Source organism: Acidovorax sp. GW821-FHT10E03 (assembly GCF_059415205.1).
This window is the reverse complement of sequence record NZ_JBWKMU010000003.1, coordinates 289,602-309,656: the sequence shown is the minus strand read 5'-3', so window position 1 is coordinate 309,656 and position 20,055 is coordinate 289,602. Positions and strand designations below refer to the sequence as shown.

Genomic DNA, 20,055 nt, shown 5'->3' with positions numbered 1-20,055 from the left:
TCCCCATGAATTGCTTTCAGAAAAATCACAAAAAGCGGGCATCGAGCAAAAAACAGGCAAATTCCCGGGTTAGAATACGAGCTGTCGGAGCGTAGCGCAGCCTGGTAGCGCATCTGCTTTGGGAGCAGAGGGTCGCGAGTTCGAATCCCGCCGCTCCGACCAATGTTTGAAGGCCTTGCAGCACATGCTGCAGGGCCTTTTTTCTTGCCTGCTGGTTTTCCCGGTTCCTGGTTGCGGTTCCACGCGGCTGCCGCGGCGGCATCGGATTTCCGTACCATCGGGGCTCGCCGTGGCGAGCTGCCATCCGCACCCCCATCACCGCTCGCCGCCCCTTCGCCTGCAATGCAATGAACCGCGTGCCTTCCCCTTTGCCTGCTTCGTTTTCCCATTCGTCGCCGCGCTATGACAGCGTGGATGCCCTGCGCGGCCTGGCGATGGTGTGGATGACGGTTTTTCATTTTTGCTTTGACCTGAGCCATCTGGGTTTCTGGCCCCAGGATTTTCGGGGCGATCCGGTCTGGACCCTGCAGCGCACGGCGATCGTGAGCCTGTTCCTGTTCTGTGCCGGCCTGGGGCAGGCCATCGCACTTCAGCAGGGGCAGGGGTGGCGACGGTTTGGGCGGCGATGGCTGCAGATCGCCGGCTGCGCGCTGCTGGTGTCCGCGGGGTCGTTCGTGATGTTCCCGCGCAGCTTTATCTATTTTGGCGTGCTCCACGGCATGGCGGTGATGCTGCTCATCGCCCGAGGCACGGCGGGCTGGGGGCGGTGGCTGTGGCTGGCAGGGCTGGTGGCGGTGGCGCTTCCGCCGCTGGCGCAGCAGCTTCTGGCCAGCGCATGGTCCGAGGCCGCGCCGTGGTTCAACGGACGTGCCCTCAACTGGCTGGGCCTGGTTTCTCGCAAGCCGTTCACGGAGGACTACGTGCCGGTGCTGCCCTGGCTGGGCGTGCTGTGGTGGGGGCTGGCCACTGGCCAATGGGCCATGGCGGCGGGGGCGCGGGCCGGGGGGGCGCCGTTTGGGCGGCTTCCGGGGGCTTTTCAGCCCCTGGCACTGCTGGGCCGGTGGAGCCTGAGCTACTACATGCTGCACCAGCCCGTGATGATCGGACTGCTGATGGCCGTGGCCTGGATGACGACGAAGGGCTAGCTAGCGCGCGGGGAGCAGGGGGGCGCTGATGCATGCGCTGCATGCGGCATCGACAGAAACGCGGCTGTGCCACCATGAAAAAACGCGGCCTGGGCCGCGTTCGTTTCGGGCGGGCATCGCAGCAATGCGATGCGGCGGGACCCGTTACTCGACCTTGGCCTTCGCGCGCAGGTCTTCCTGGAACTTCGCCAGCTTTTGCTGTTGCAGCTGCTGTGCCACCTGGGGCTTCACTTCTTCCAGCTTGGGCAGTTCTGCCTGGCGCACATCGTCCAGGCGGATGACGTGCCAGCCGAACTGGCTCTTCACGGGGGCGTCGGTCATCTTGCCCTTTTCGAGCTTGACCAGGGCTTCGGTGAATTCACTCACATAGCTGGAAGGGTTGGCCCAATCCAGGTCGCCGCCCTTGGCACCGGACCCTGGGTCCTTGGATTGCTTCTTGGCGATGTCTTCAAACTTGGCGCCCTTCTTGATGGAAGCGATGATGGCCTTGGCATCCGATTCCTTTTCCACCAGGATGTGGCTGGCCTTGTATTCCTTGCCGCTGTTGGCCGCGACGAACTTGTCGTACTCAGCCTGGATCTCGGCATCGGTCACCGGGTTCTTCTTCTGGTAGTCGGCGAACAGTTCGCGGATCAGGATGGTCTGGCGGGCCAGATCCATTTGCGCCTTGTAGTCCGCCGAGCCTTCCAGGCCGCGCTTTTGCGCTTCCTGCATGAAGATTTCGCGGGTGATGACTTCTTCCTTGATCTGGCCTTCGATGTCCGGTGTCACGGGGCGGCCCGAGCGCTCCACTTGCTGCTTGAGTGCCTCGACGCGCTCTTTCGGCACGGCCTTGCCGTTGACGATGGCGACATTCTGGGCGGAAACGGGCAGGGCCATCGTGCCCAGCACGGCGGCGGCCACGAGGCCGGACAGGAGCTGTTTCTTCATGCGGAATCCAAAAAATGAGAGGTTGTTTGCCAGCTGAGTTCCGGCAACTGGGGACATGGGGGCCGGTTCAGAGAACTTCAATGGCAAGGGCGTGAACCCCTTGGTCAATAAATTCTTGCAGCGCATCATACACAAGGCGGTGCTGCGCGACCCGGGCCTTGCCTGTAAACAAAGGTGACGAAATGCGGACCCGGAAATGGGTGCCGAAACCAGTGCCGTTGGCCCCCGCATGTCCCGCATGGGCGGCGCTTTCGTCGAGCACTTCCAGGGCCGTGGGCGTGAGCCGGTCCGCCAGGGCCTGGTGCATCTGCTGCGCGAGTGTGGTCATGGCAGGTCGTCCTTCAGGCTGCGGGCTCATCGCCTTCGTCGCCCTTGAGGTGGGGCGCCACATAGATGCCCTGGCCCACCAGGAAGACCAGCGGGAAGGCATACCCCCAGAGCTTGAAGTCCACCCAGGCCTCGGTGCTGAAGTTGACGACGACATACGCGTTGATGGCCGACATGAACGCGCAGTACACGATCCAGGCGACGTTCAGCCGGTGCCACACACCCTCTGGCAGGGTCAGCTGGCTGCCCAGCAGCATCTTGAGGAAGTTCTTCTTCATGATCCACACCGCCACCGCGAGCGCGACGGACATGGCGCCGTACAGCACGGTGGGCTTCCACTTGATGAAGCGGTCGTCCTGCAGCACCAGCGTGAGCGTGCCGAACAGCAGGATCAGCACCAGGGTCACCTTGTGCATGGTCTGCAGGCGCCGGTCGATGGCGTAGATCAGGGCCATCTGCGCGACGGTGGCGCCCATGAGCACCGCGGTGCCCACATAGATGCCGTACAGCTTGTAGGCCCCGAAGAACAGCAGGATGGGGAAGAAGTCGATCAGGATTTTCATGGGGTCAGGGGCGGGTCTCGGGGCTCAGTCCTTGCCGGATTCGAAATCCAGCGAGGCCGAGTTCATGCAGTAGCGCAGGCCGGTGGGGGTGGGGCCATCTTCGAAGACATGGCCCAGGTGGGCCCCGCATTGTGCACACACTGTCTCGGTGCGGACCATGCCATGGCTGCGGTCCACGATCTCGGTGATCGCCCCGGGGATGGCCTCGGAGAAACTGGGCCAGCCGCAGCCGGCATCGAACTTGGTCACCGAATCGAACAATTTCGCGCCGCAGCAGATGCAGTGGTAGCTGCCATCGGCCCAGTGGGCCTCGTATTTGCCGGTGAAGGGGCGTTCGGTGGCGGCATGGCGCGTCACCTGCAGGGCGGCGGGTTCGGCGCCCTTGCCCTGCAGGATGGCTTGCCACTCGGCTTCGGTCTTCTGGACGGGGTAGGTCATGATGAACAGCTGATCTCGATGGAAGACGCCCAGTCGGGCGGGAAGGCTGCGTAGGCGTCGTGCCCGGGGTGCTCGTCGAAGGGGTGCTCCAGCAGCCGCTGAAGGGTTTGGAGTTCACTGAAGTCGCCAAGTTTCGCCGCACGGATGGCTTGCTCGCCCAGGTGGTTGCGCAAGACGAACTTGGGATTCGTTTTTAGCATCAAATCGGCCGCTGGCGCTTGCCCATCAAGCGCCAGCAGCTCTGAATAGGATAGCAACCACTGGTCCAGGGCGGCGCGGTCGGCAAACAGGTCCCGCACCGGCTCGAAATCGCGCCCGGCCACTGCATGCGACAGGCGGCGCCAGAAGATCGTGTAGTCCACACCGTTGCGGGCGAGCAGCAGCAGGATGCCGTCGATCAGTTGCCCATCGCCTTCGCTGGCGCCCGCAAGCCCCAGCTTGGCGCGCATGCGGGCCATGAATTCCTGGGGGAACACGCTCTTGTAGGACTCCAGGGCCTGCTTGGCCAGTTCCTGGTCGCCGATCAGGGGCAGCAGCGCCTGCGCCAGGCAAAACAGGTTCCAGTACGCCACGTTGGGCTGGCGGTTGTAGGCATAGCGGCCCTGGGTATCGCTGTGGTTGCACACGTGGCCGGGCACGAAGGCATCCAGAAACTGGAAAGGGCCGTAGTCGATGGTCAGGCCCAGGATGCTCATGTTGTCGGTGTTCATCACCCCGTGGCAAAACCCCACGGCCTGCCACTGCGCCATCAGCCTGGCCGTGCGCTCGCTCACGGCCTGCAGCAGCGCGGCGTAGGCATTGCCGCCGACCTCGGTGGTGCCCCGGCATTCGGGGTAGTAGCGGTCGATGACATAGTCGGCCAGGGCCCGAAGCTGTGGCTGCAGGTCGTTGGCGGCGAAGTGCTCGAAATGGCCAAAGCGCACGAAACTGGGGGCCACGCGCGTGACCACGGAGGCTGTTTCGATCTCTTCGCGGCGCACGGGCGCGGGCGAGCCGGTGATGCACAGCGCGCGCGATGTCGGAATGCCCAGGCCATGCATGGCCTCGCTGCACAGGAATTCGCGGATGCTGGAGCGCAGCACGGCCCGCCCGTCGCCCATGCGGGAGTAGGGCGTGCGCCCCGCGCCCTTGAGCTGGATTTCCAACCCGCCGGCGGTTTCCCCCAGCAGGATGGCCCGGCCGTCGCCCAGCTGGCCGGCCCAGACGCCGAACTGGTGCCCGCTGTAGACGCTTGCAAGGGGCCGCGAGCCAGCGAGCAGCACGTTGCCCGTGAAGGCCTGCAGGGCTTCGTCGCTCTCCAGCCATGCAGGGTCCAGGCCGATCAGCCGCGCCACGGCGGCGCTGGTTCCCACCCAGTGCGGCGCGGGCAGCGGGGTCGGGCGCAGTTCGGTGAAAAAGTCCGGTCCCAGGGCCGCGAAACCATGGTTCCAGGCCAGGCCGATGTCGGCGGTGGTGTCGCTGTCGGCGGGCAGGTTCATGGGGTCGATTGTCTCGCACCGGTGATGCCCCGGCCCCGGCAGGGCCATGGGTGGGGGAGGGTGGAACCCGTTGCGCCGCGCGCAGGCCGCCGCGCGGCCCGCGTGGGTTCGCCGGGTGTTCTCAGGCGCCCTGTTCGGATGCCGTGCTTTCGGGCTCCGCGTGCAGTACGTGGGCCCGGTACTGGCCGGGCGGCATGCCGAACCAGCGCTTGCACGCCCGAAACAGGTTGCTCTGGTCGGCGAACCCCAGCAGATCGGCCACCTCAGCCAGGCTGCGGCGCTCATCGCTCAGGTACTGGCCGGCCAGCTCGCGCCGCGTGTCGTCCAGCAGTTGCTGGTAGCTCACGGATTCGGCCTGCAGGCGCCGCTGCAGCGTGCGGTCGGTCAGGTGCAGGCGCGCCGCCACGTCTTCGCGGCGGGGTTCGCCCAGGTGCAGGATGCGGGCCACCTCGGTGCGCACGCGCGTGCTGGCCAGCGTCTGGCCCAGGTGGTCCAGTTCGGTCTCGACCAGTCTTTCGTGCAGGGCCCACAGGCTGGGGTTGTGGGTGGGAATGGGGGCCAGAAGGTCGGCCTCGGCCAGCAGGAAGCGGTTGGCGGGCTGGCTGAAGTGCGGCAGCAGGCCGAAGGCGGAGCGGTAGCGCGCCTCGTCCGCGGGCGGCGGGGTGATGAGTTCGACCGCCAGCGGCGTGAGCTCGCGGCGCGTCAGCCAGCCGCACAGGGTCAGCAGGGTCAGCACGGCGAACTCGACCCGCTGGCGCGGAATGGGCCGGGTGGCGCCGATGTGGCTCAGGACGAGCCAGTACCCGCGCGGCCCGCGCTCCATCTCGAAGGTGGTGGCGTCCGAGATCACCGCCATGTGCCGCTGCAGGTGCTGAAACCCAGCAAGGAGATTGGGGCCCGACGCCAGCGCATAGCCCACCAGATCCACGTTGCCGTAGCGCCCGGTCAGGTTGCGGTCGAGCCCCAGCCCCGGCTTGCCGTACTGCGCCGCGGCCAGCTCCCACAGGCGGCTCACGCGGTCTACGTCGACGCGGGTCTGGGGCAGGTGCAGCGCGGCCAGGTCGATGCCCGCCTCGGTGCACAGCTGTGCGGCCGGCAGGCCCTCGGCCGCGAACATGTCCGCGATGCCCCGCACCCAGGCGGCCGAACTGGTGCGTGGGGTCATGGGTGGTTTTTCCCCTCAGGGTTAACGCTAGGGTGGTGTTCTGAAGTCACTGTTTTGGCGAGGTTGCGATAGTGGGCCGAAGGCGAAGCATTCACACAATCGTCGCTGAGGACGGGCCCTGCCGCAAGTGTGACGCTTCGGAGAGGCCCGCCCCATTCCTGAAAACCCCAAAGGAGACAAAACATGCCCGATTTTCAGTGGTGTCTGCGGTGGAGTGCCGCCGTGCTGTCGGTGTTGGCGACAACGGCGTGTGGCGGTTCGGACGGCAAGCCCCCCGAGCTGCGGGAAACCCGCTACGGCATGGTGCGTGGCGTGGACGACAGCGCCGCCACCGGCACCTATGCCTGGAAGGGCATTCCCTTCGCGAGGCCGCCGGTGGGCGAGCTGCGCTGGCAGCCGCCGGTGGAGCCCGTGGCATGGTCGGGCGAACGCAATGCCAGCCAGTTCGGCAATGCCTGCCTGCAGATGGGCCGCATCTACGGTCCCGGCGCCAACAACCGGTTCGACGACACCATCGGCCAGACGCTCAACACGCCCGTGGGGAACGAGGATTGCCTGACGCTCAACATCTGGCGCCCGGCCACGTCGCAGGACAACCTCCCCGTGCTGCTGTTCCTGCATGGCGGCAGCGCCATCTCGGGTTACACCGCCGATCCCGTGTACGACGGCGCGGCGCTGGCCCGCGCGGCCAATGCCGTGGTGGTGACCGCCAACTACCGCCTGGACGTGCTGGGGTTCATGCAGCTGCCCCAGCTGCACGGCGGCGGCCAGCCCTATACGGGCAACTACGCCCTGCTCGACAACGTGCAGGCACTGCGCTTCATCCAGAACAACATCGCCGGTTTTGGCGGCAACGCGGGCAATGTCACGCTGATGGGGCAGTCGGCGGGCGCCATCAATGCGCTGGCGCTGCTGACGGCGCCCCAGGCTGCTGGGCTGTTCCACAAGCTCCTGCCGGTGAGCGGGGGGATTTCGCTGGCGGCGAATTTGCCGCCCGGCTCCATTCCCACGCTCAATCCTGCATCCCGGTATGCCACCCAGTCCGGCATGCTGCTGGCGCATCTGGCGCTGGCCGACGGCCTGGCGCCCGCGTTGCCCGCCGCCCAGGCACTGGTCGCGGGCTGGCCCGCCTCCCAGGTGGCCGGCTACCTGCGCGGCAAGGATGCGAGCGTGATCCTGCAGACGCTGCTCAAGAACGGGCTCACCGGGTCCGGCCCCATCCCCGACGGCGTGGTGGTGCCCGCCGATCCGATCGCCGAACTGGGAGCCGGGCGCTATCACAAGGTGCCTGTCCTGTCCGGCTACACGGCGGACGAGGGCAAGCTGTTCGCGCCGTTCCTGGCATTGCTGGGGGGCAAGCCGGGGATGAAGATTTCCGACGCGGACCGCTTCGCGATGATGCAGAAGTTCAACCCCGACGCGCCCACCACGCTCACGGCCGGCGACATCCTGGATGCCTCCTATCTGCCCGTGACGGCGCCCGGCACGGGCTACAACGCGCGCACCCGCCTGCTGGGCAGCGTGTTCATCGACCCGAGCCGCGACAACCTGCTCAACACCCTGCGCAGCCAGCAATCCGCGGTATGGAGCTACCAGTTCAACTGGGCGCAGCAGCCCGCGCCCTGGAACGACGTGTACGGCGCGGCGCATGCGTTCGACCTGCCGTTCCTGTTTGGCAACTTCGGGCCTTCGGTCTTTGCCAGGGCCACCAACAGCGCGGCCAACCAGCCAGGGCGCCTGGCGCTCTCCAAGGCCATGATGGACAGCGTGCGCGCCTTCGTGCACACGGGAGATCCGAACAACGCGACGGTGAACCAGAACTGGAAGCCGTGGCCCAGCCGGCTCCTGTTCGACGCCGACCAGAAGGCCGTGCGCCTGAGTGTGCAATAAGGTGAGGGTGCCAGTGCGATCTGCAGGGTGTCAGCGCGCCGCGGTGGCGGCGAGGTACGCGTTCAGCGCCTCGTCGTCCACGATGGCCACACGTCCGAAGTCCAGCGACACGATGCCCATGCCTTCCAGCGCGCGCAGCACCTTGTTCACCGTCTGGCGCGACAGGCCCACCAGCTGGCCCAGCTCGTCCTGCGTGAGGTTCAGCCGCCGCGTGCTGCGCCAGAACAGGCGGCTCAGGTACAGCGCGACGCGGTGCTCGGTGGACTGGGTCCGTCCGGCCTCGATGATCGTCATGGCCTGGCCCAGCCGCATGTTCAGGTGCAGCACCAGAAACTGGTTGAACGCCAGGCTGCTCTCGCGCAGCGTTGCGAACAGCGGCAGCGGCAGGCACAGCAGCGTGGTGGGGCGCAGGGCGACCACGTGGTACCGACGGGGCTCGGGCTTCATGGCCGATCCTTCGCCGAACCATTCGCCATCGGGCACGCCGATGAAGGCCGAGGAGCGCCCCTGGCTGGCGGGGCTTTGGAGCATCACCAGGCCGGACAGCACCGCGTGCCAGCCTTGCACGGCACTGCCGGCCGGCATCATCACTGCGCCCTTGTCGCCGTGCGTGGCGAATACCTCGGCGCGCAGGCGCTCCTGCAGGGCTGCGGGCACGCTGGCAAACCAGGGCTGGGCCGCGATGAACCGTGGGGCGGAGGGGGCGGAACTGAGCATGGGCGTGATTGTCACCGCCCACGCCAGGCGTTCAGGGTATTCCCTTGGCCTTTGTCAATGGGACGACAGGTGTTGGCAGGCGCGGCCGCCGCGCGCACACTGCGGCCCTGTTGCATGTGCGCCGGCCGGCCAGTCCGCTTGCCCTGGGCGACACCGCAATGAGACACGCCGCGCTACGATGACCATTCCATTCACCACAACATCCAAGGAGCACACATGCTGGGCCTGATGCAGAGCCAACCGTTGCTGATTTCGTCGTTGATCGAGTTCGCAGAGCGCCACCATGGCGATGCCGAAATCGTGTCGCGGCGGGTCGAGGGCGACATCCACCGCTACACGTACCGCGATCTGGGCGCGCGTGCACGCCGGTTGGCCAATGCGCTGGACGAGCTCAAGCTCGCGTTCAGCGACCGCGTGGCCACCCTGGCCTGGAATGGCTACCGCCACATGGAGATGTATTTCGGCGTGAGCGGCTCCGGCAGGGTGCTGCACACCGTGAACCCGCGCCTGCACCCCGACCAGATCGCCTGGATCATGAACCATGCCGAAGACCAGGTGCTGTGCTTTGACGTGACGTTCCTGCCCCTGGTGCAGGCCGTGCATGCCCGGTGCCCCACGGTGAAGAAATGGGTGGCCCTTTGCGATGCGGACAAGCTGCCCGCGGATTCCGGCATCCCCGGCCTCACGAGCTACGAAGCCTGGATCGGCGCGCAGTCGCCGGACTACGCCTGGCCCGCGTTCGACGAGAACTCGGCATCGAGCATGTGCTACACCAGCGGCACCACGGGCAACCCCAAGGCCGCGCTCTACAGCCACCGCTCGACCACGCTGCACGCCTATGCCGCCGCGCTGCCGGACGTGATGTGCCTGTCGGCCCGCGACTCGGTGCTGCCCGTGGTGCCCATGTTCCACGTCAACGCCTGGGGCATTCCGTACTCGGCCGCGCTCACGGGCTGCAAGCTGGTGTTCCCCGGCCCGGCCATGGACGGCAAGTCGATCTACGAACTCATCGAATCCGAGAAGGTCACCTACGCGGCCGGCGTACCCACCGTGTGGCAGATGATGCTGGGCCACATGAAGCCGGCCGGCCTGAAGTTCTCCACGCTCCGGCGCACCGTCATCGGCGGCTCGGCCTGCCCGCCCGCGATGATCCATGCGTTCAAGGAAGACTTCGGCGTGGAAGTCCTGCACGCCTGGGGCATGACCGAGATGAGCCCGCTGGGCACGCTGTGCACGCTCAAGAACAAGCACCTGGCCATGTCCAAGGACGACCAGATGAAGATCCTGCAGAAGCAGGGCCGCGCGATCTACGGTGTGGACATGAAGATCGTGGGCAGCGACGGCAGCGAGCTGCCCTGGGACGGCAAGACCTACGGCGACCTGCTGGTCAAGGGGCCGTGGATCGTGGACAGCTACTTCAAGGGCGAGGGCGGCCATCCGCTCATCCAGGATGCCCAGGGCCGGGGATGGTTTCCCACCGGCGACGTGGCCACCATCGATGCCGACGGCTTCATGCAGATCACCGACCGCAGCAAGGACGTGATCAAGTCCGGCGGCGAATGGATCAGCTCCATCGACATCGAGAACATCGCCATGGCGCACCCCGCGATTGCGATGGCGGCCTGCGTGGGCATGCCGCATCCCAAGTGGGATGAGCGCCCCATCGTGGCCGTGGTCAAGCGCCCCGGCACCGAGGTCACGCGCGAGGAGCTGCTGGCCTTCTACGAAGGCAAGACCGCCAAGTGGCAGATCCCCGACGACGTGGTGTTCGTCGAGGCCATTCCACTGGGCGCCACCGGCAAGATGCTCAAGACCAAATTGCGCGAGCAATTGAAGGACTACAAGCTTCCGGGCCTTTGAAGAAAGCATGACGGCGGTGGCCTCAATGCATCGCCGTCGTCGTGGCCGTCGAATCTGGCGCAGACCAGACCAGGCCAGTGCACCCGTGGAACCGGCTTTGCCGGGCCACCGGGTGCGTCCCCCTCCCGCGCAGCGAGAGAGGGTGAAGGCGCGCAGCGCCACAGGGGGTGACACCGATTCCAGTCACGTGTGCGACGCTGGTAGGGGCAATCCCTGAGCATCGCTTTGTTGCAACGCGGTACGCTGCGTTGTGTTGATTTACAAGGAGACAAGACCATGAAATTTGCTATTAAGGCTGTAGCAGCCTCGGTACTGTTGGCAAGCGCTGGCGGGGCATTCGCTCAAAAGGGCGAGACGGTGAAGATCGCCTGGCTCGACCCGCTCTCCGGCCTGATGGCGGCAGTGGGAACGAACCAGCTCAAGAGCTTCCAGTTCATCGCTGAAGAGTTCAACAAGAAGAACCCGGCGGGCGTCAAATTCGAGATCATCGGCATCGACAACAAGCTCAGCCCCCAGGAGACCACGAGCGCCCTGCGTTCGGCCATGGACCAGGGCGCACGCTACGTGGTGCAGGGCAACGGCTCCGGTCCGGCCCTTGCCATCATGGACGCACTGGAAAAGCACAACGCGCGCAATCCCGGCAAGGAAGTGCTGTTCCTGAACTACGCGGCCGTGGACCCCGACCTGACGAACAGCAAGTGCAGCTACTGGCACTTCCGTCTCGATGCAGACACCTCCATGAAGATGGAAGCGCTGACGACCTACATGAAGGACTTGCCTGAAGTCAAGAAGGTCTACCTGATCAACCAGAACTACTCGCACGGCCACCAGGTGGCGAAGTTCGCCAAGGAAATGATGCAGCGCAAGCGCCCCGACGTGCAGTTCGTCGGCGACGACCTGCACCCCCTGGCCCAGGTGCGCGACTTCTCGCCCTACATCGCCAAGATCAAGCAGTCGGGTGCCGACAGCGTGATCACCGGCAACTGGGGTTCCGACCTGGCGCTGCTGATCAAGGCGGCCAACGACGCGGGCCTGAACAACGTCAACTTCTACACCTACTACGGTTCCGTCACCGGCAGCCCCACGGCCATGGGCGCCGCCGCGGCGGGCCGCGTGTACATGGTGGCCTATGCGCACATGAACTTGCCGGGCGAGCTCAACAAGATCGTGGTGGACTACAAGAAGAAGTTCAACGACGACATGTACACCGGTGCCGTGTACCACGCGTTCACCATGCTGTCCGAAGGCTTCGCCAAGGCCAAGTCCACCGACCCGGTCAAGGTGGCCGCCGTGTTCGAAGGCATGAAGTTCAAGAGCTTCAACGGCGAGGTCGAGATGCGCAAGACCGACCACCAGCTGCAGCAGGGCCTGTTCATCTCCAAGTGGGAAAAGGCGGGCGCCAAGTTCCCGATCGACTCGGAGAACACCGGCTACACCTTCGTCCCTGTGAAGTACTACGAGCCCTATGTGGCCAGCACGCCCACGTCGTGCCAGATGAAGCGTCCGTAAATCCGGTTCCATCGCTTCGAGGCCCGACCTACTCGGGCCTTTTTTTTACCTTGCAATGAAAAATTCCAATGAATCCTGAGTTTTTCGTGATTTCCCTGCTGAACGGCGTGAGCTACGGGCTCCTGTTGTTCATGCTGAGCTCGGGCCTCACGCTGATCTTCAGCATGATGGGGGTGCTCAACTTTGCGCACACCAGCTTCTACATGCTGGGGGCTTATTTCGCGTTCACCATCTCCGGGGTGGTGGGCTTCTGGCCGGCGCTGGTGCTGGCCCCGCTCGTCGTGTTCGCGCTGGGCGCCGCCTTCGAGCGCTACTGCCTGCGCCGGGTGCACAAATTCGGGCACGTGCCCGAACTGCTGGTCACCTTCGGCCTTTCGTACCTGATTCTTGAAGTGGTGCAACTGGTGTGGGGACGCTCCACCGTGCCCTATGGCCTTCCGGAGCAACTGCAGGGACCCCTGTTCTCCCTGTATGGCACGCAGTTTCCCAAGTCGCGCTCTTTCGTGATGCTGGTGGCGTTGCTGATGCTGGTATCCGTGTGGCTGCTGCTCACGCGCACACGCATCGGCCTGGTGATCCAGGCGGCACTCAAGTACCCCGAGATGGTGGAAGCGCTGGGCCACAACGTGCCGCGCGTCTTCATGCTGGTGTTCGGCGGCGGCGCCGCGCTGGCCGGCCTGGCCGGCGTGATCGGCGGCAACACCTACGTGACCGAGCCCGCGATGGCGGCATCGGTGGGCTCCATCATCTTCGTGGTGGTGGTGGTCGGCGGCATGGGCTCGCTGGCGGGGGCCTTCCTCGCGTCGCTGCTCATCGGCCTGGTGCAGACCTTCGCCGTGGCGCTCGACTATTCGCTGATCCATGTCTTCCAGGCCGTGGGCGTGGCGGTGACCGACCAGACCTTCGGCTATCCCTTGCTCAAGCTCACGATTTCCCAGGTGGCGCCCATCCTGCCCTATCTGTTCCTCGTGCTGATCCTGATCTTCCGCCCCAAGGGCCTTCTGGGCACGCGGGAGGACTGATGCCATGAATTCCACTACGACAACCACCCCCGCTGTTTCCAGCGCCACCTCCTACTACCGGTTCAAGCCGTGGAACGTGGGCCGGTTCATGATCTGGACCCTGTTCGCGGTCATGCTCATCGTCGCGCCCATGCTGTTTCGCAGCAGCCTGGCACTGACCATGCTCTCGCAGATCGGCTACCTGATCATCATCTGCCTGTCCTACAACATCCTGCTGGGGCAGGGGGGGATGCTGAGTTTCGGCCACGCGGTGTACACCGGGCTGGGTTCGTTCATCGCCATCCACGCGATGAACATGGCGACCAAGGGCTCGGTCAACATTCCCCTGGTGTTCATCCCGCTGGTCGGCGGCCTGGCCGGAGCGTTCTTCGCCATCCTGCTCGGCTTCGTGACGACCAAGAAGTCGGGCACCACCTTCGCCATGATCACGCTGGGCATTGGCGAACTGGTCGCCTCCATGGCGCTGATGTTCCCTGAGTTCTTTGGCGGGGAGGGCGGCATTACCACCGACCGCGTGTATGGCAAGGCCTTCTTCGGCCTGAACTTCGGCTCGGGCATGCAGGTGTACTACCTGATCGCAGCCTATTGCTTCGTCTGCACCGCCGCCATGTTCGCGTTCACCGGCACGCCGCTGGGCCGCATCCTGAACGCCGTGCGCGACAACCCCGAGCGCGTGGAGTTCATCGGCTACAACACGCAGCGCGTGCGCTACTTCGCGTTCATCATCGCGGGCTTCTTCGCGGGCATTGGCGGGGGGCTGGCCACCATCAACTTCGAGATCATCACGGGCGCCGACAGCCTGAGCGTGATCCGCTCCGGCGGCTACCTGCTGTTCACGTTCCTGGGCGGTGCCACCTTCTTCTTCGGGCCCATCATCGGCGCGGTGCTGCTGGTGCTGGCGTCGGTGCTGCTGTCCGAGCTGTCCAAGGCCTGGCTGCTGTACCTGGGCCTCGTGTTCCTGTTCATGGTGATGTATGCGCCCGGCGGCATCGCCAGCCTGATCATGATGAACCTGCGGCTGGCCAAGTACGGCAAGCTGCGCCCGCTCTGGAGCTCCTACCTGGCCCTGGCCGGCACGGCGCTGGTGGGCGTGATGGGTGCGGCCTGCATGATCGAGATGACCTACCACCTGCAGCTCAACGCAGCGCTGGGGCCTGAGCTGACGTTCCTGGGCGCGACACTCAATGCCAAGGGCTTCACGAGCTGGTTCGGCGCCATTTTCGTGATGGTCACGGGCTTTGGACTCTTTGAACTCTGCCGTCGCCAGTTCGTGCGCCAGTGGAGCACGATCCAGGAAGAGATCGAACATGAAATCAAGCGTGGGGAGGCGCTGTAAACATGGCGGCTGACAACGCAACCAATACCTATGCGCTCGAACTGCGCGACCTGCGCAAGAGCTTTGGCAAGACGGAAATCATCCGTGGCGCGAACCTGGCGGTCGCTCCGGGCGAACGCGTGGCCATCATCGGCCCCAACGGCGCGGGCAAGTCCACGCTGTTCAACCTCATCAGCGGGCGCTTCGCACCCACCAGTGGGGACGTGATCCTCAACGGCCAGCGCATCAACGGCCTGGCACCGTACGAGATCAACCGCAAGGGGCTGTCGCGCAGCTTCCAGATCACGAACATCTTTCCCAAGCTCTCGGTGTTCGAGAACCTGCGCTGCGGCGTGCTGTGGAGCATGGGCTACCGCTACACCTTCCTGCGTTTCCTGTCGAACCTGCACGACGCCAACGAGCGCGCCAAGCAGCTCATGGAGATGATCAAGCTCGACAAGAAACGCGACACGCTGGCCATGAACCTCACGTATGCCGAGCAGCGCGCTCTCGAGATCGGCATCACCATCGCGGGCGGCGCCAACGTGATCCTGCTGGACGAACCCACGGCCGGCATGAGCAAGAGCGAGACCACGCGCTTCATCCACCTGATCAAGGAGGTGACCGAGGGCCGCACCCTGCTCACGGTGGAGCACGACATGGGCGTGGTCTTCGGCCTGGCCGACAAAATCGCCGTGGTGGTGTATGGCGAGGTGATCGCTTTCGATACACCCGAGAAGGTGCGCGCGAATGCGCGCGTGCAGGAGGCCTACCTGGGATCGGCCGTGGCCGACGAGCAGGGCGCGGGACACTGACTTATGCTGAAAATAGACAATCTCCACGCCTACTACGGCAAGAGCCATGTGCTGCATGGCGTGAGCTTCGACGTGCAGCCCGGCGAGATCGTGGCGCTGCTCGGGCGCAACGGCTCGGGCCGCTCCACCACCGCCAAGGCCATCATGGGACTGGTGGACTGGGAGGGCACGCTGCAGTTCAAGGGCCAGGACCTCAATGGCAAGAAGGCCTATGAGATCGCCCACCTGGGCCTGGGCTACGTGCCCGAGAGCCGGGACGTGTTCCCCAACCTCACCGTGCACCAGAACCTGCTGCTCGGCCAGAAGGGCAACGGCAAGGGCAGCCGCTGGTCGTTCGACGACATGTACGAGATGTTCCCGCGCCTCAAGGAGCGCCAGCACACCGAGGCGGGGGTGATGTCCGGCGGCGAGCAGCAGATGCTCACGCTGTGCCGCACGCTCATGGGCGACCCGGACCTGATCATCATCGACGAGCCGACCGAGGGCCTGGCGCCCAAGATCGTCGAGCTGGTGGGCCAGTACCTGCAGACCATCAAGGCGCGCGGCATCTCGGTGCTGCTGATCGAGCAGAAGCTGACCATCGCCATGAAGATCTCGGACCGCGCGCTGGTGATGGGGCATGGCTCCATCGTCTTCCAGGGCACGCCGGACAGCCTGCGGGCCGACAACTACATCCGCAAGGAATGGCTGGAGGTATGAAGGCCCCCCTGAGTCGCTTCGCGCCATCCCCCCACGGAGGGGACGCTCCCAGCGCGGCGGGGCGGCCCTTGCGCGGGAGCGCTGGCCTTGGCCGCGTCCGATTCAAAGGCCATGAGCCCTGCTACAGCCTGTGATTGGCCGAGAGAGGCGCCTGGACTGACCTGGCGCCTCTTTTTTTGCCCGAAGAGACGGGTTGGCGGCCAGGAGCCATGTCCCCACCGGGACAAATTGACACGCCAGCGCCGCGCGAAGTCTCTACAATAAAAACGCACGATCGTTCTTTTTCACTCTCCAAGGAACAACAGCACCATGACCGCTGAATACAAAGTCCACGGCTCCGTTGCCGTGATCACCATGGCCAATCCCCCCGTCAACGGACTCGGTCTGGCGACCCGCCAGGGCATCGTGGACGGCCTCGGCCGTGCCAATGCCGATGCAGCGGTCACTTCCATCGTCATCACCGGCGCTGGCGGGGCCTTCTCCGGGGGGGCCGACATCAAGGAGTTCGGCACCGACAAGTCGCTGCAGGAGCCCAACCTGCTGTCGGTGATCGCCGCCATCGAGAACTCGGCCAAGCCCGTCGTCGCCGCCATGCACACGGTCGCCATGGGCGGTGGCCTGGAGCTGGCTCTGGGTTGCCACTACCGCATTGCCGCGCCTGGCTGCGCCATCGCGCTGCCGGAAGTCAAGCTGGGCCTGATCCCCGGCGCGGGTGGCACGCAGCGCCTGCCGCGCGTGATCGGCGTGGAGGCGGCGCTCAACATGATCGTGAGCGGCGAGCCCGTCAAGAGCGAAATGATTGGTGGCGTGCCAGGCCAGAAGCTGTTCGACAAGATGGCCGCGTCCGCCGAGTCCCTGGCGCAGGAAGCCCTGGCCTTCGCCCAGAGCGTGGCTGACGCCCGTCCGCTGCCCCTGGTGCGCAATTTCCCCTGCAAGCATCCCGAAGGCGACGCGTACTTCCAGTTCGCGCGCAACATGGTCAAGGGCATGGCCAAGAACTTCCCGGCGCCCGCCAAGTGCGTGGACGCGGTCGAAGCCGCCACGAAGAAGAAGTTTGCCGAAGGCATGCTGGTCGAGCGCGAGATCTTCATCAACCTGATGTGGACGGCCGAGTCGCGCGCGCTGCGCCACCTGTTCATGGCCGAGCGTGCGGCCAGCAAGATTCCCGACGTGCCGTCCGACACCCCCAAGCGCGACATCAAGCTGGTGGGCGTGATCGGCGCGGGCACCATGGGCGGCGGCATCTCCATGAATTTCCTGAACGCGGGCGTCCCCGTCAAGATCCTGGAGATGAAGCAGGAAGCCCTGGACCGTGGCGTGGCCACTATCAAGAAGAACTACGAAGCCCAGGTCAAGAAGGGCAAGCTCAAGCAGGACAAGTACGAGCAGCGCATGGCCCTGCTGAGCACCACGCTGAGCTACGACGACTTGAAGGACTGCGACCTCATCATCGAGGCCGTGTTCGAAGAGATGGGCGTGAAGGAAGCCGTGTTCAAGCAGCTCGACGCCGTGGCCAAGCCCGGTGCCATCCTGGCCTCCAACACCTCCACGCTCGACGTGGACAAGATCGCCGCCTTCACCCAGCGCCCGCAGGACGTGGTGGGCATGCACTTCTTCAGCCCCGCCAACGTGATGAAGCTGCTGGAAGTGGTGCGCGGCAAGCAAACCGCCAAGGATGTGCTGGCCACCGTGATGGCCATCGGCAAGAAGATCAAGAAGACTTCCGTGGTCTCGGGCGTGTGCGATGGTTTCATCGGCAACCGCATGATCGAGCAGTACAGCCGCCAGGCAGGATTTCTGCTGGACGAAGGCTGCACTCCGCAGCAGGTGGACAAGGCGGTCGAGAAGTTCGGCTTTGCCATGGGTCCGTTCCGCATGGGCGACCTGGCCGGCAACGACATCGGCTGGGCCATCCGCAAGCGCCGCGCCGTGGAGCGCGCCGACATGAAGTACAGCCGCACGGCTGACAAACTCTGCGAGCTGGGCCGCTTTGGCCAGAAGACAGGCGCGGGCTGGTACGACTACCAGGCCGGCAAGCGCGATGCGATCCCGAGCGACCTGGTCAACAAGATGATCGAAGACCACCGCAAGGAACTGGGCATCACGCCGCGCAAGATTTCGGACGAAGAGATCGTGCAGCGCCTGGTGTTCGCCCTGGTCAACGAAGGCGCGCACATCCTGGAAGACGGCATTGCCAGCAAGTCGGGCGACATCGACATGGTGTACCTCACGGGCTACGGCTTCCCCATCCACCGTGGCGGCCCCATGCACTACGCCAGCGAAGTGGGCCTGTTCAACGTGGTGCAGGCCATGGACCGCTTTGCCAAGAACCCCAACGACGATGCGGCGTTCTGGAAGCCCGCCCCGCTGCTGGCCAAACTCGCCGCAGAAGGCAAGGCGTTCAACTGACATCGATGCGAAGCCGCACCGCGTGCGCAGGCCGCAGGCCGCCACGGGTGCGTTCCACCCCCTGAAAGGATTTCCCCATGACCTCCGCAGTGATTGTTTCCACCGCCCGCACCCCGCTCGCCAAGAGCTGGAAGGGTTCCTTCAACATGACCCACGGCGCCACGCTGGGCGGCCATGCCGTGCAGCACGCCGTGGCGCGCGCCGGCATCGACGGCGCCGATGTCGATGACGTCATCATGGGCTGCGCCACGCCCGAAGGCGCCACCGGCAGCAACATCGCCCGCCAGATCGCGCTCAAGGCCGGCCTGCCCATCACGAGCTCGGGCGTGACGGTGAACCGTTTCTGCTCCTCCGGGCTGCAGACCATCGCCCTGGCCGCCCAGCGCATCATCGCGGGCGAAGCCGACGTGTTCGTGGCCGGCGGCGTGGAGAGCATCTCCTGCGTGCAGCAGGAGATGAACCTGCACATGATCCAGGACCTGGCCCTGGCCAAGCAGAAGCCCGAGATCTACTGGAGCATGCTGCAGACCGCCGAGCAGGTGGCCAAGCGCTACAACATCGGCCGTGAAGCCATGGACGAATACGGTGCCGCCAGCCAGCAAAAGGCCTGCGCGGCGCAGGCCGCCGGCCTCTTCGACGCCGAGATCGCCCCCATCACCGTCACTGCCGGCGTGGCCGACAAGACACTGGGCCTGATCACCAGGCAGGTCACGGTGAGCAAGGACGAAGGCACGCGTGAAGGCACCACTGTCGAGGCGATCCAGGGCCTGCGCTCGGCGCTGCCCGGCGGCCTGATCTCGGCCGGCAATGCCAGCCAGTTTTCCGACGGCGCGGGCGCCTGCGTGGTGACCAGCGAGGAGTACGCCAGCAAGAAGGGTCTGAAACCCCTGGGCCGCTTCCTGGGCTTCGCGGTGGCGGGCTGCGAACCCGACGAGATGGGCATCGGCCCGGTCTTCGCCGTGCCCAAGGTGCTCAAGAAGCTGGGTCTCACGGTCAACGACATCGACCTGTGGGAGCTCAACGAAGCCTTCGCGGTGCAGGTGATCTATTGCCGCGACAAGCTGGGCATTCCGGCGGACCGCCTGAACGTGAACGGGGGGGCCATTGCCGTGGGCCATCCCTACGGCGTGTCGGGCCAGCGCCTCACGGGCCATGCGCTCATCGAAGGCAAGCGCCGCGCCGCCAAGCGCGTGTGCGTGACGATGTGCATTGGCGGCGGCATGGGTGCCGCAGGCGTGTTCGAGGTGTTCTGAGGCATGGCCTCGGACCGCCCCACCGACATGCGGTCCGGGATGGCCTCGCCCGAGGCCTTCCTGGCGCTGGGCCGGCAGGTGCTGGCCAACCAGCCCTTCAGCGTGCTGCTGGGGGCGGAGCTGGCGGCGCTGGCGCCGGGCCGGTGCGAGCTGTCCCTGGCGCTCACGCCGCAGCTGCTCCAGCAGCATGGTTTTGCGCACGGCGGGGTGGTGAGCTATCTCGCGGACAACGCGCTCACCTATGCCGGCGGAACGGCCATGCAGGTGCCGGTGGTCACGTCCGAGTTCAAGATCAACTACCTGCGGCCCGCGGTGGGCGAACGCCTGCTGGCCCGTGCCGAGGCGGTGCACCATGGCAAGAGCCAGGCTGTATGCCGCTGCGAGGTGTTTGCGGTCCGGGGCGGGCAGGAAAAGCTCTGCGCCGTGGCGCAGGGCACGATTGCGGCATTGCCCGCTGCGGCGGGGCAGGGCGTGCCGGGCGAAGGGGCCGCGGCGGGCGAAGACTGACGGGATGAAGGGG

Annotated in this window: 18 protein-coding genes and 1 tRNA gene; 12 read left to right on the top strand and 7 right to left on the bottom strand. The window is 65.5% G+C overall.

What is annotated here, in order from left to right:
• The first annotated feature begins 85 nt into the window (after positions 1 to 85).
• Positions 86 to 162 (top strand) — tRNA-Pro (locus AC07OD_RS07220).
• Positions 163 to 347: 185 nt separating this feature from the next.
• Positions 348 to 1,145, top strand: a complete 798-nt coding sequence (locus tag AC07OD_RS07215) for an acetyltransferase domain-containing protein (RefSeq protein ID WP_492253350.1) — start codon at positions 348 to 350, stop codon at positions 1,143 to 1,145.
• A 144-nt stretch (positions 1,146 to 1,289) separates the two neighbouring features.
• On the opposite strand, the gene AC07OD_RS07210 is transcribed toward AC07OD_RS07215, so the two are convergent.
• From AC07OD_RS07210 to AC07OD_RS07185, 6 genes are all read right to left on the bottom strand, one after another.
• The gene (locus tag AC07OD_RS07210) at positions 1,290 to 2,075 is read right to left on the bottom strand and encodes a foldase protein PrsA (RefSeq protein ID WP_218294753.1); all 786 of its coding nucleotides are present in this window, start codon (positions 2,073 to 2,075) and stop codon (positions 1,290 to 1,292) included.
• A 67-nt stretch (positions 2,076 to 2,142) separates the two neighbouring features.
• Positions 2,143 to 2,403: a BolA family protein gene (locus tag AC07OD_RS07205; RefSeq protein ID WP_218294754.1), complete on the bottom strand. Its 261-nt coding sequence runs from the start codon at positions 2,401 to 2,403 to the stop codon at positions 2,143 to 2,145.
• Between the two features lie 13 nt (positions 2,404 to 2,416).
• Positions 2,417 to 2,965, bottom strand: coding sequence for a septation protein A (locus tag AC07OD_RS07200; RefSeq protein WP_218294755.1), 549 nt, complete (start codon positions 2,963 to 2,965; stop codon positions 2,417 to 2,419).
• A gap of 24 nt (positions 2,966 to 2,989) precedes the next feature.
• On the bottom strand, positions 2,990 to 3,403 hold the full coding sequence (gene msrB / locus AC07OD_RS07195; protein WP_218294756.1) for a peptide-methionine (R)-S-oxide reductase MsrB: 414 nt from the start codon (positions 3,401 to 3,403) through the stop codon (positions 2,990 to 2,992).
• Positions 3,400 to 4,881, bottom strand: coding sequence for a protein adenylyltransferase SelO (locus tag AC07OD_RS07190; RefSeq protein WP_218294757.1), 1,482 nt, complete (start codon positions 4,879 to 4,881; stop codon positions 3,400 to 3,402). Before AC07OD_RS07190 ends, msrB begins: the two co-directional genes overlap by 4 nt.
• Positions 4,882 to 5,002: 121 nt before the next feature.
• Positions 5,003 to 6,046, bottom strand: a complete 1,044-nt coding sequence (locus AC07OD_RS07185; protein WP_218294758.1) for an AraC family transcriptional regulator — start codon at positions 6,044 to 6,046, stop codon at positions 5,003 to 5,005.
• Positions 6,047 to 6,229: 183 nt separating this feature from the next.
• Here AC07OD_RS07185 and AC07OD_RS07180 point away from each other — a divergent pair, with 183 nt between their 5' ends.
• Entirely contained in the window at positions 6,230 to 7,936 is a 1,707-nt protein-coding gene (locus AC07OD_RS07180) for a carboxylesterase/lipase family protein (protein WP_218294759.1), read from the top strand.
• Positions 7,937 to 7,966: 30 nt separating this feature from the next.
• On the opposite strand, the gene AC07OD_RS07175 is transcribed toward AC07OD_RS07180, so the two are convergent.
• Positions 7,967 to 8,653: a Crp/Fnr family transcriptional regulator gene (locus tag AC07OD_RS07175; RefSeq protein WP_218341101.1), complete on the bottom strand. Its 687-nt coding sequence runs from the start codon at positions 8,651 to 8,653 to the stop codon at positions 7,967 to 7,969.
• A gap of 216 nt (positions 8,654 to 8,869) precedes the next feature.
• On the opposite strand from AC07OD_RS07175, the gene AC07OD_RS07170 reads away from it, so the two are divergent.
• The 9 genes from AC07OD_RS07170 to AC07OD_RS07130 all read left to right on the top strand — a co-directional run bounded on the left by AC07OD_RS07170 (position 8,870) and on the right by AC07OD_RS07130 (position 20,042).
• Positions 8,870 to 10,513 carry a 3-(methylthio)propionyl-CoA ligase gene (locus AC07OD_RS07170; protein ID WP_369642638.1) on the top strand — a complete coding sequence of 548 codons (1,644 nt, stop codon included), beginning with the start codon at positions 8,870 to 8,872 and terminating at the stop codon, positions 10,511 to 10,513.
• 276 nt (positions 10,514 to 10,789) lie between these two features.
• A complete protein-coding gene (locus tag AC07OD_RS07165) occupies positions 10,790 to 12,022 on the top strand; it encodes a branched-chain amino acid ABC transporter substrate-binding protein (protein WP_218294762.1) in 1,233 nt (410 codons plus the stop codon).
• A 68-nt stretch (positions 12,023 to 12,090) separates the two neighbouring features.
• Positions 12,091 to 13,044 carry a branched-chain amino acid ABC transporter permease gene (locus tag AC07OD_RS07160; protein ID WP_218294763.1) on the top strand — a complete coding sequence of 318 codons (954 nt, stop codon included), beginning with the start codon at positions 12,091 to 12,093 and terminating at the stop codon, positions 13,042 to 13,044.
• Positions 13,045 to 13,048: 4 nt separating this feature from the next.
• Positions 13,049 to 14,380 carry a branched-chain amino acid ABC transporter permease gene (locus AC07OD_RS07155; RefSeq protein ID WP_218294764.1) on the top strand — a complete coding sequence of 444 codons (1,332 nt, stop codon included), beginning with the start codon at positions 13,049 to 13,051 and terminating at the stop codon, positions 14,378 to 14,380.
• A gap of 2 nt (positions 14,381 to 14,382) precedes the next feature.
• Complete coding sequence (locus tag AC07OD_RS07150; protein WP_218294765.1) at positions 14,383 to 15,174, top strand: ABC transporter ATP-binding protein; 792 nt, start codon at positions 14,383 to 14,385, stop codon at positions 15,172 to 15,174.
• A gap of 3 nt (positions 15,175 to 15,177) precedes the next feature.
• Positions 15,178 to 15,873 carry an ABC transporter ATP-binding protein gene (locus AC07OD_RS07145; protein WP_218294766.1) on the top strand — a complete coding sequence of 232 codons (696 nt, stop codon included), beginning with the start codon at positions 15,178 to 15,180 and terminating at the stop codon, positions 15,871 to 15,873.
• A 309-nt stretch (positions 15,874 to 16,182) separates the two neighbouring features.
• Positions 16,183 to 18,282, top strand: a complete 2,100-nt coding sequence (locus AC07OD_RS07140) for a 3-hydroxyacyl-CoA dehydrogenase NAD-binding domain-containing protein (protein WP_492245372.1) — start codon at positions 16,183 to 16,185, stop codon at positions 18,280 to 18,282.
• A gap of 77 nt (positions 18,283 to 18,359) precedes the next feature.
• Entirely contained in the window at positions 18,360 to 19,535 is a 1,176-nt protein-coding gene (locus tag AC07OD_RS07135; protein WP_218294768.1) for an acetyl-CoA C-acyltransferase, read from the top strand.
• A 3-nt stretch (positions 19,536 to 19,538) separates the two neighbouring features.
• A complete protein-coding gene (locus AC07OD_RS07130; RefSeq protein WP_492253345.1) occupies positions 19,539 to 20,042 on the top strand; it encodes a PaaI family thioesterase in 504 nt (167 codons plus the stop codon).
• The last annotated feature ends 13 nt before the right edge of the window (positions 20,043 to 20,055 follow it).

Coding starts and splice junctions, on each gene's coding strand:
- AC07OD_RS07215 (WP_492253350.1), top strand. CDS start 348: ATGAACCGCGTGCCTTCCCCTTTGCCTGCTTCGTTTTCCCATTCGTCG.
- AC07OD_RS07210 (WP_218294753.1), bottom strand. CDS start 2,075: ATGAAGAAACAGCTCCTGTCCGGCCTCGTGGCCGCCGCCGTGCTGGGC.
- AC07OD_RS07205 (WP_218294754.1), bottom strand. CDS start 2,403: ATGACCACACTCGCGCAGCAGATGCACCAGGCCCTGGCGGACCGGCTC.
- AC07OD_RS07200 (WP_218294755.1), bottom strand. CDS start 2,965: ATGAAAATCCTGATCGACTTCTTCCCCATCCTGCTGTTCTTCGGGGCC.
- msrB (WP_218294756.1), bottom strand. CDS start 3,403: ATGACCTACCCCGTCCAGAAGACCGAAGCCGAGTGGCAAGCCATCCTG.
- AC07OD_RS07190 (WP_218294757.1), bottom strand. CDS start 4,881: ATGAACCTGCCCGCCGACAGCGACACCACCGCCGACATCGGCCTGGCC.
- AC07OD_RS07185 (WP_218294758.1), bottom strand. CDS start 6,046: ATGACCCCACGCACCAGTTCGGCCGCCTGGGTGCGGGGCATCGCGGAC.
- AC07OD_RS07180 (WP_218294759.1), top strand. CDS start 6,230: ATGCCCGATTTTCAGTGGTGTCTGCGGTGGAGTGCCGCCGTGCTGTCG.
- AC07OD_RS07175 (WP_218341101.1), bottom strand. CDS start 8,653: ATGCTCAGTTCCGCCCCCTCCGCCCCACGGTTCATCGCGGCCCAGCCC.
- AC07OD_RS07170 (WP_369642638.1), top strand. CDS start 8,870: ATGCTGGGCCTGATGCAGAGCCAACCGTTGCTGATTTCGTCGTTGATC.
- AC07OD_RS07165 (WP_218294762.1), top strand. CDS start 10,790: ATGAAATTTGCTATTAAGGCTGTAGCAGCCTCGGTACTGTTGGCAAGC.
- AC07OD_RS07160 (WP_218294763.1), top strand. CDS start 12,091: ATGAATCCTGAGTTTTTCGTGATTTCCCTGCTGAACGGCGTGAGCTAC.
- AC07OD_RS07155 (WP_218294764.1), top strand. CDS start 13,049: ATGAATTCCACTACGACAACCACCCCCGCTGTTTCCAGCGCCACCTCC.
- AC07OD_RS07150 (WP_218294765.1), top strand. CDS start 14,383: ATGGCGGCTGACAACGCAACCAATACCTATGCGCTCGAACTGCGCGAC.
- AC07OD_RS07145 (WP_218294766.1), top strand. CDS start 15,178: ATGCTGAAAATAGACAATCTCCACGCCTACTACGGCAAGAGCCATGTG.
- AC07OD_RS07140 (WP_492245372.1), top strand. CDS start 16,183: ATGACCGCTGAATACAAAGTCCACGGCTCCGTTGCCGTGATCACCATG.
- AC07OD_RS07135 (WP_218294768.1), top strand. CDS start 18,360: ATGACCTCCGCAGTGATTGTTTCCACCGCCCGCACCCCGCTCGCCAAG.
- AC07OD_RS07130 (WP_492253345.1), top strand. CDS start 19,539: ATGGCCTCGGACCGCCCCACCGACATGCGGTCCGGGATGGCCTCGCCC.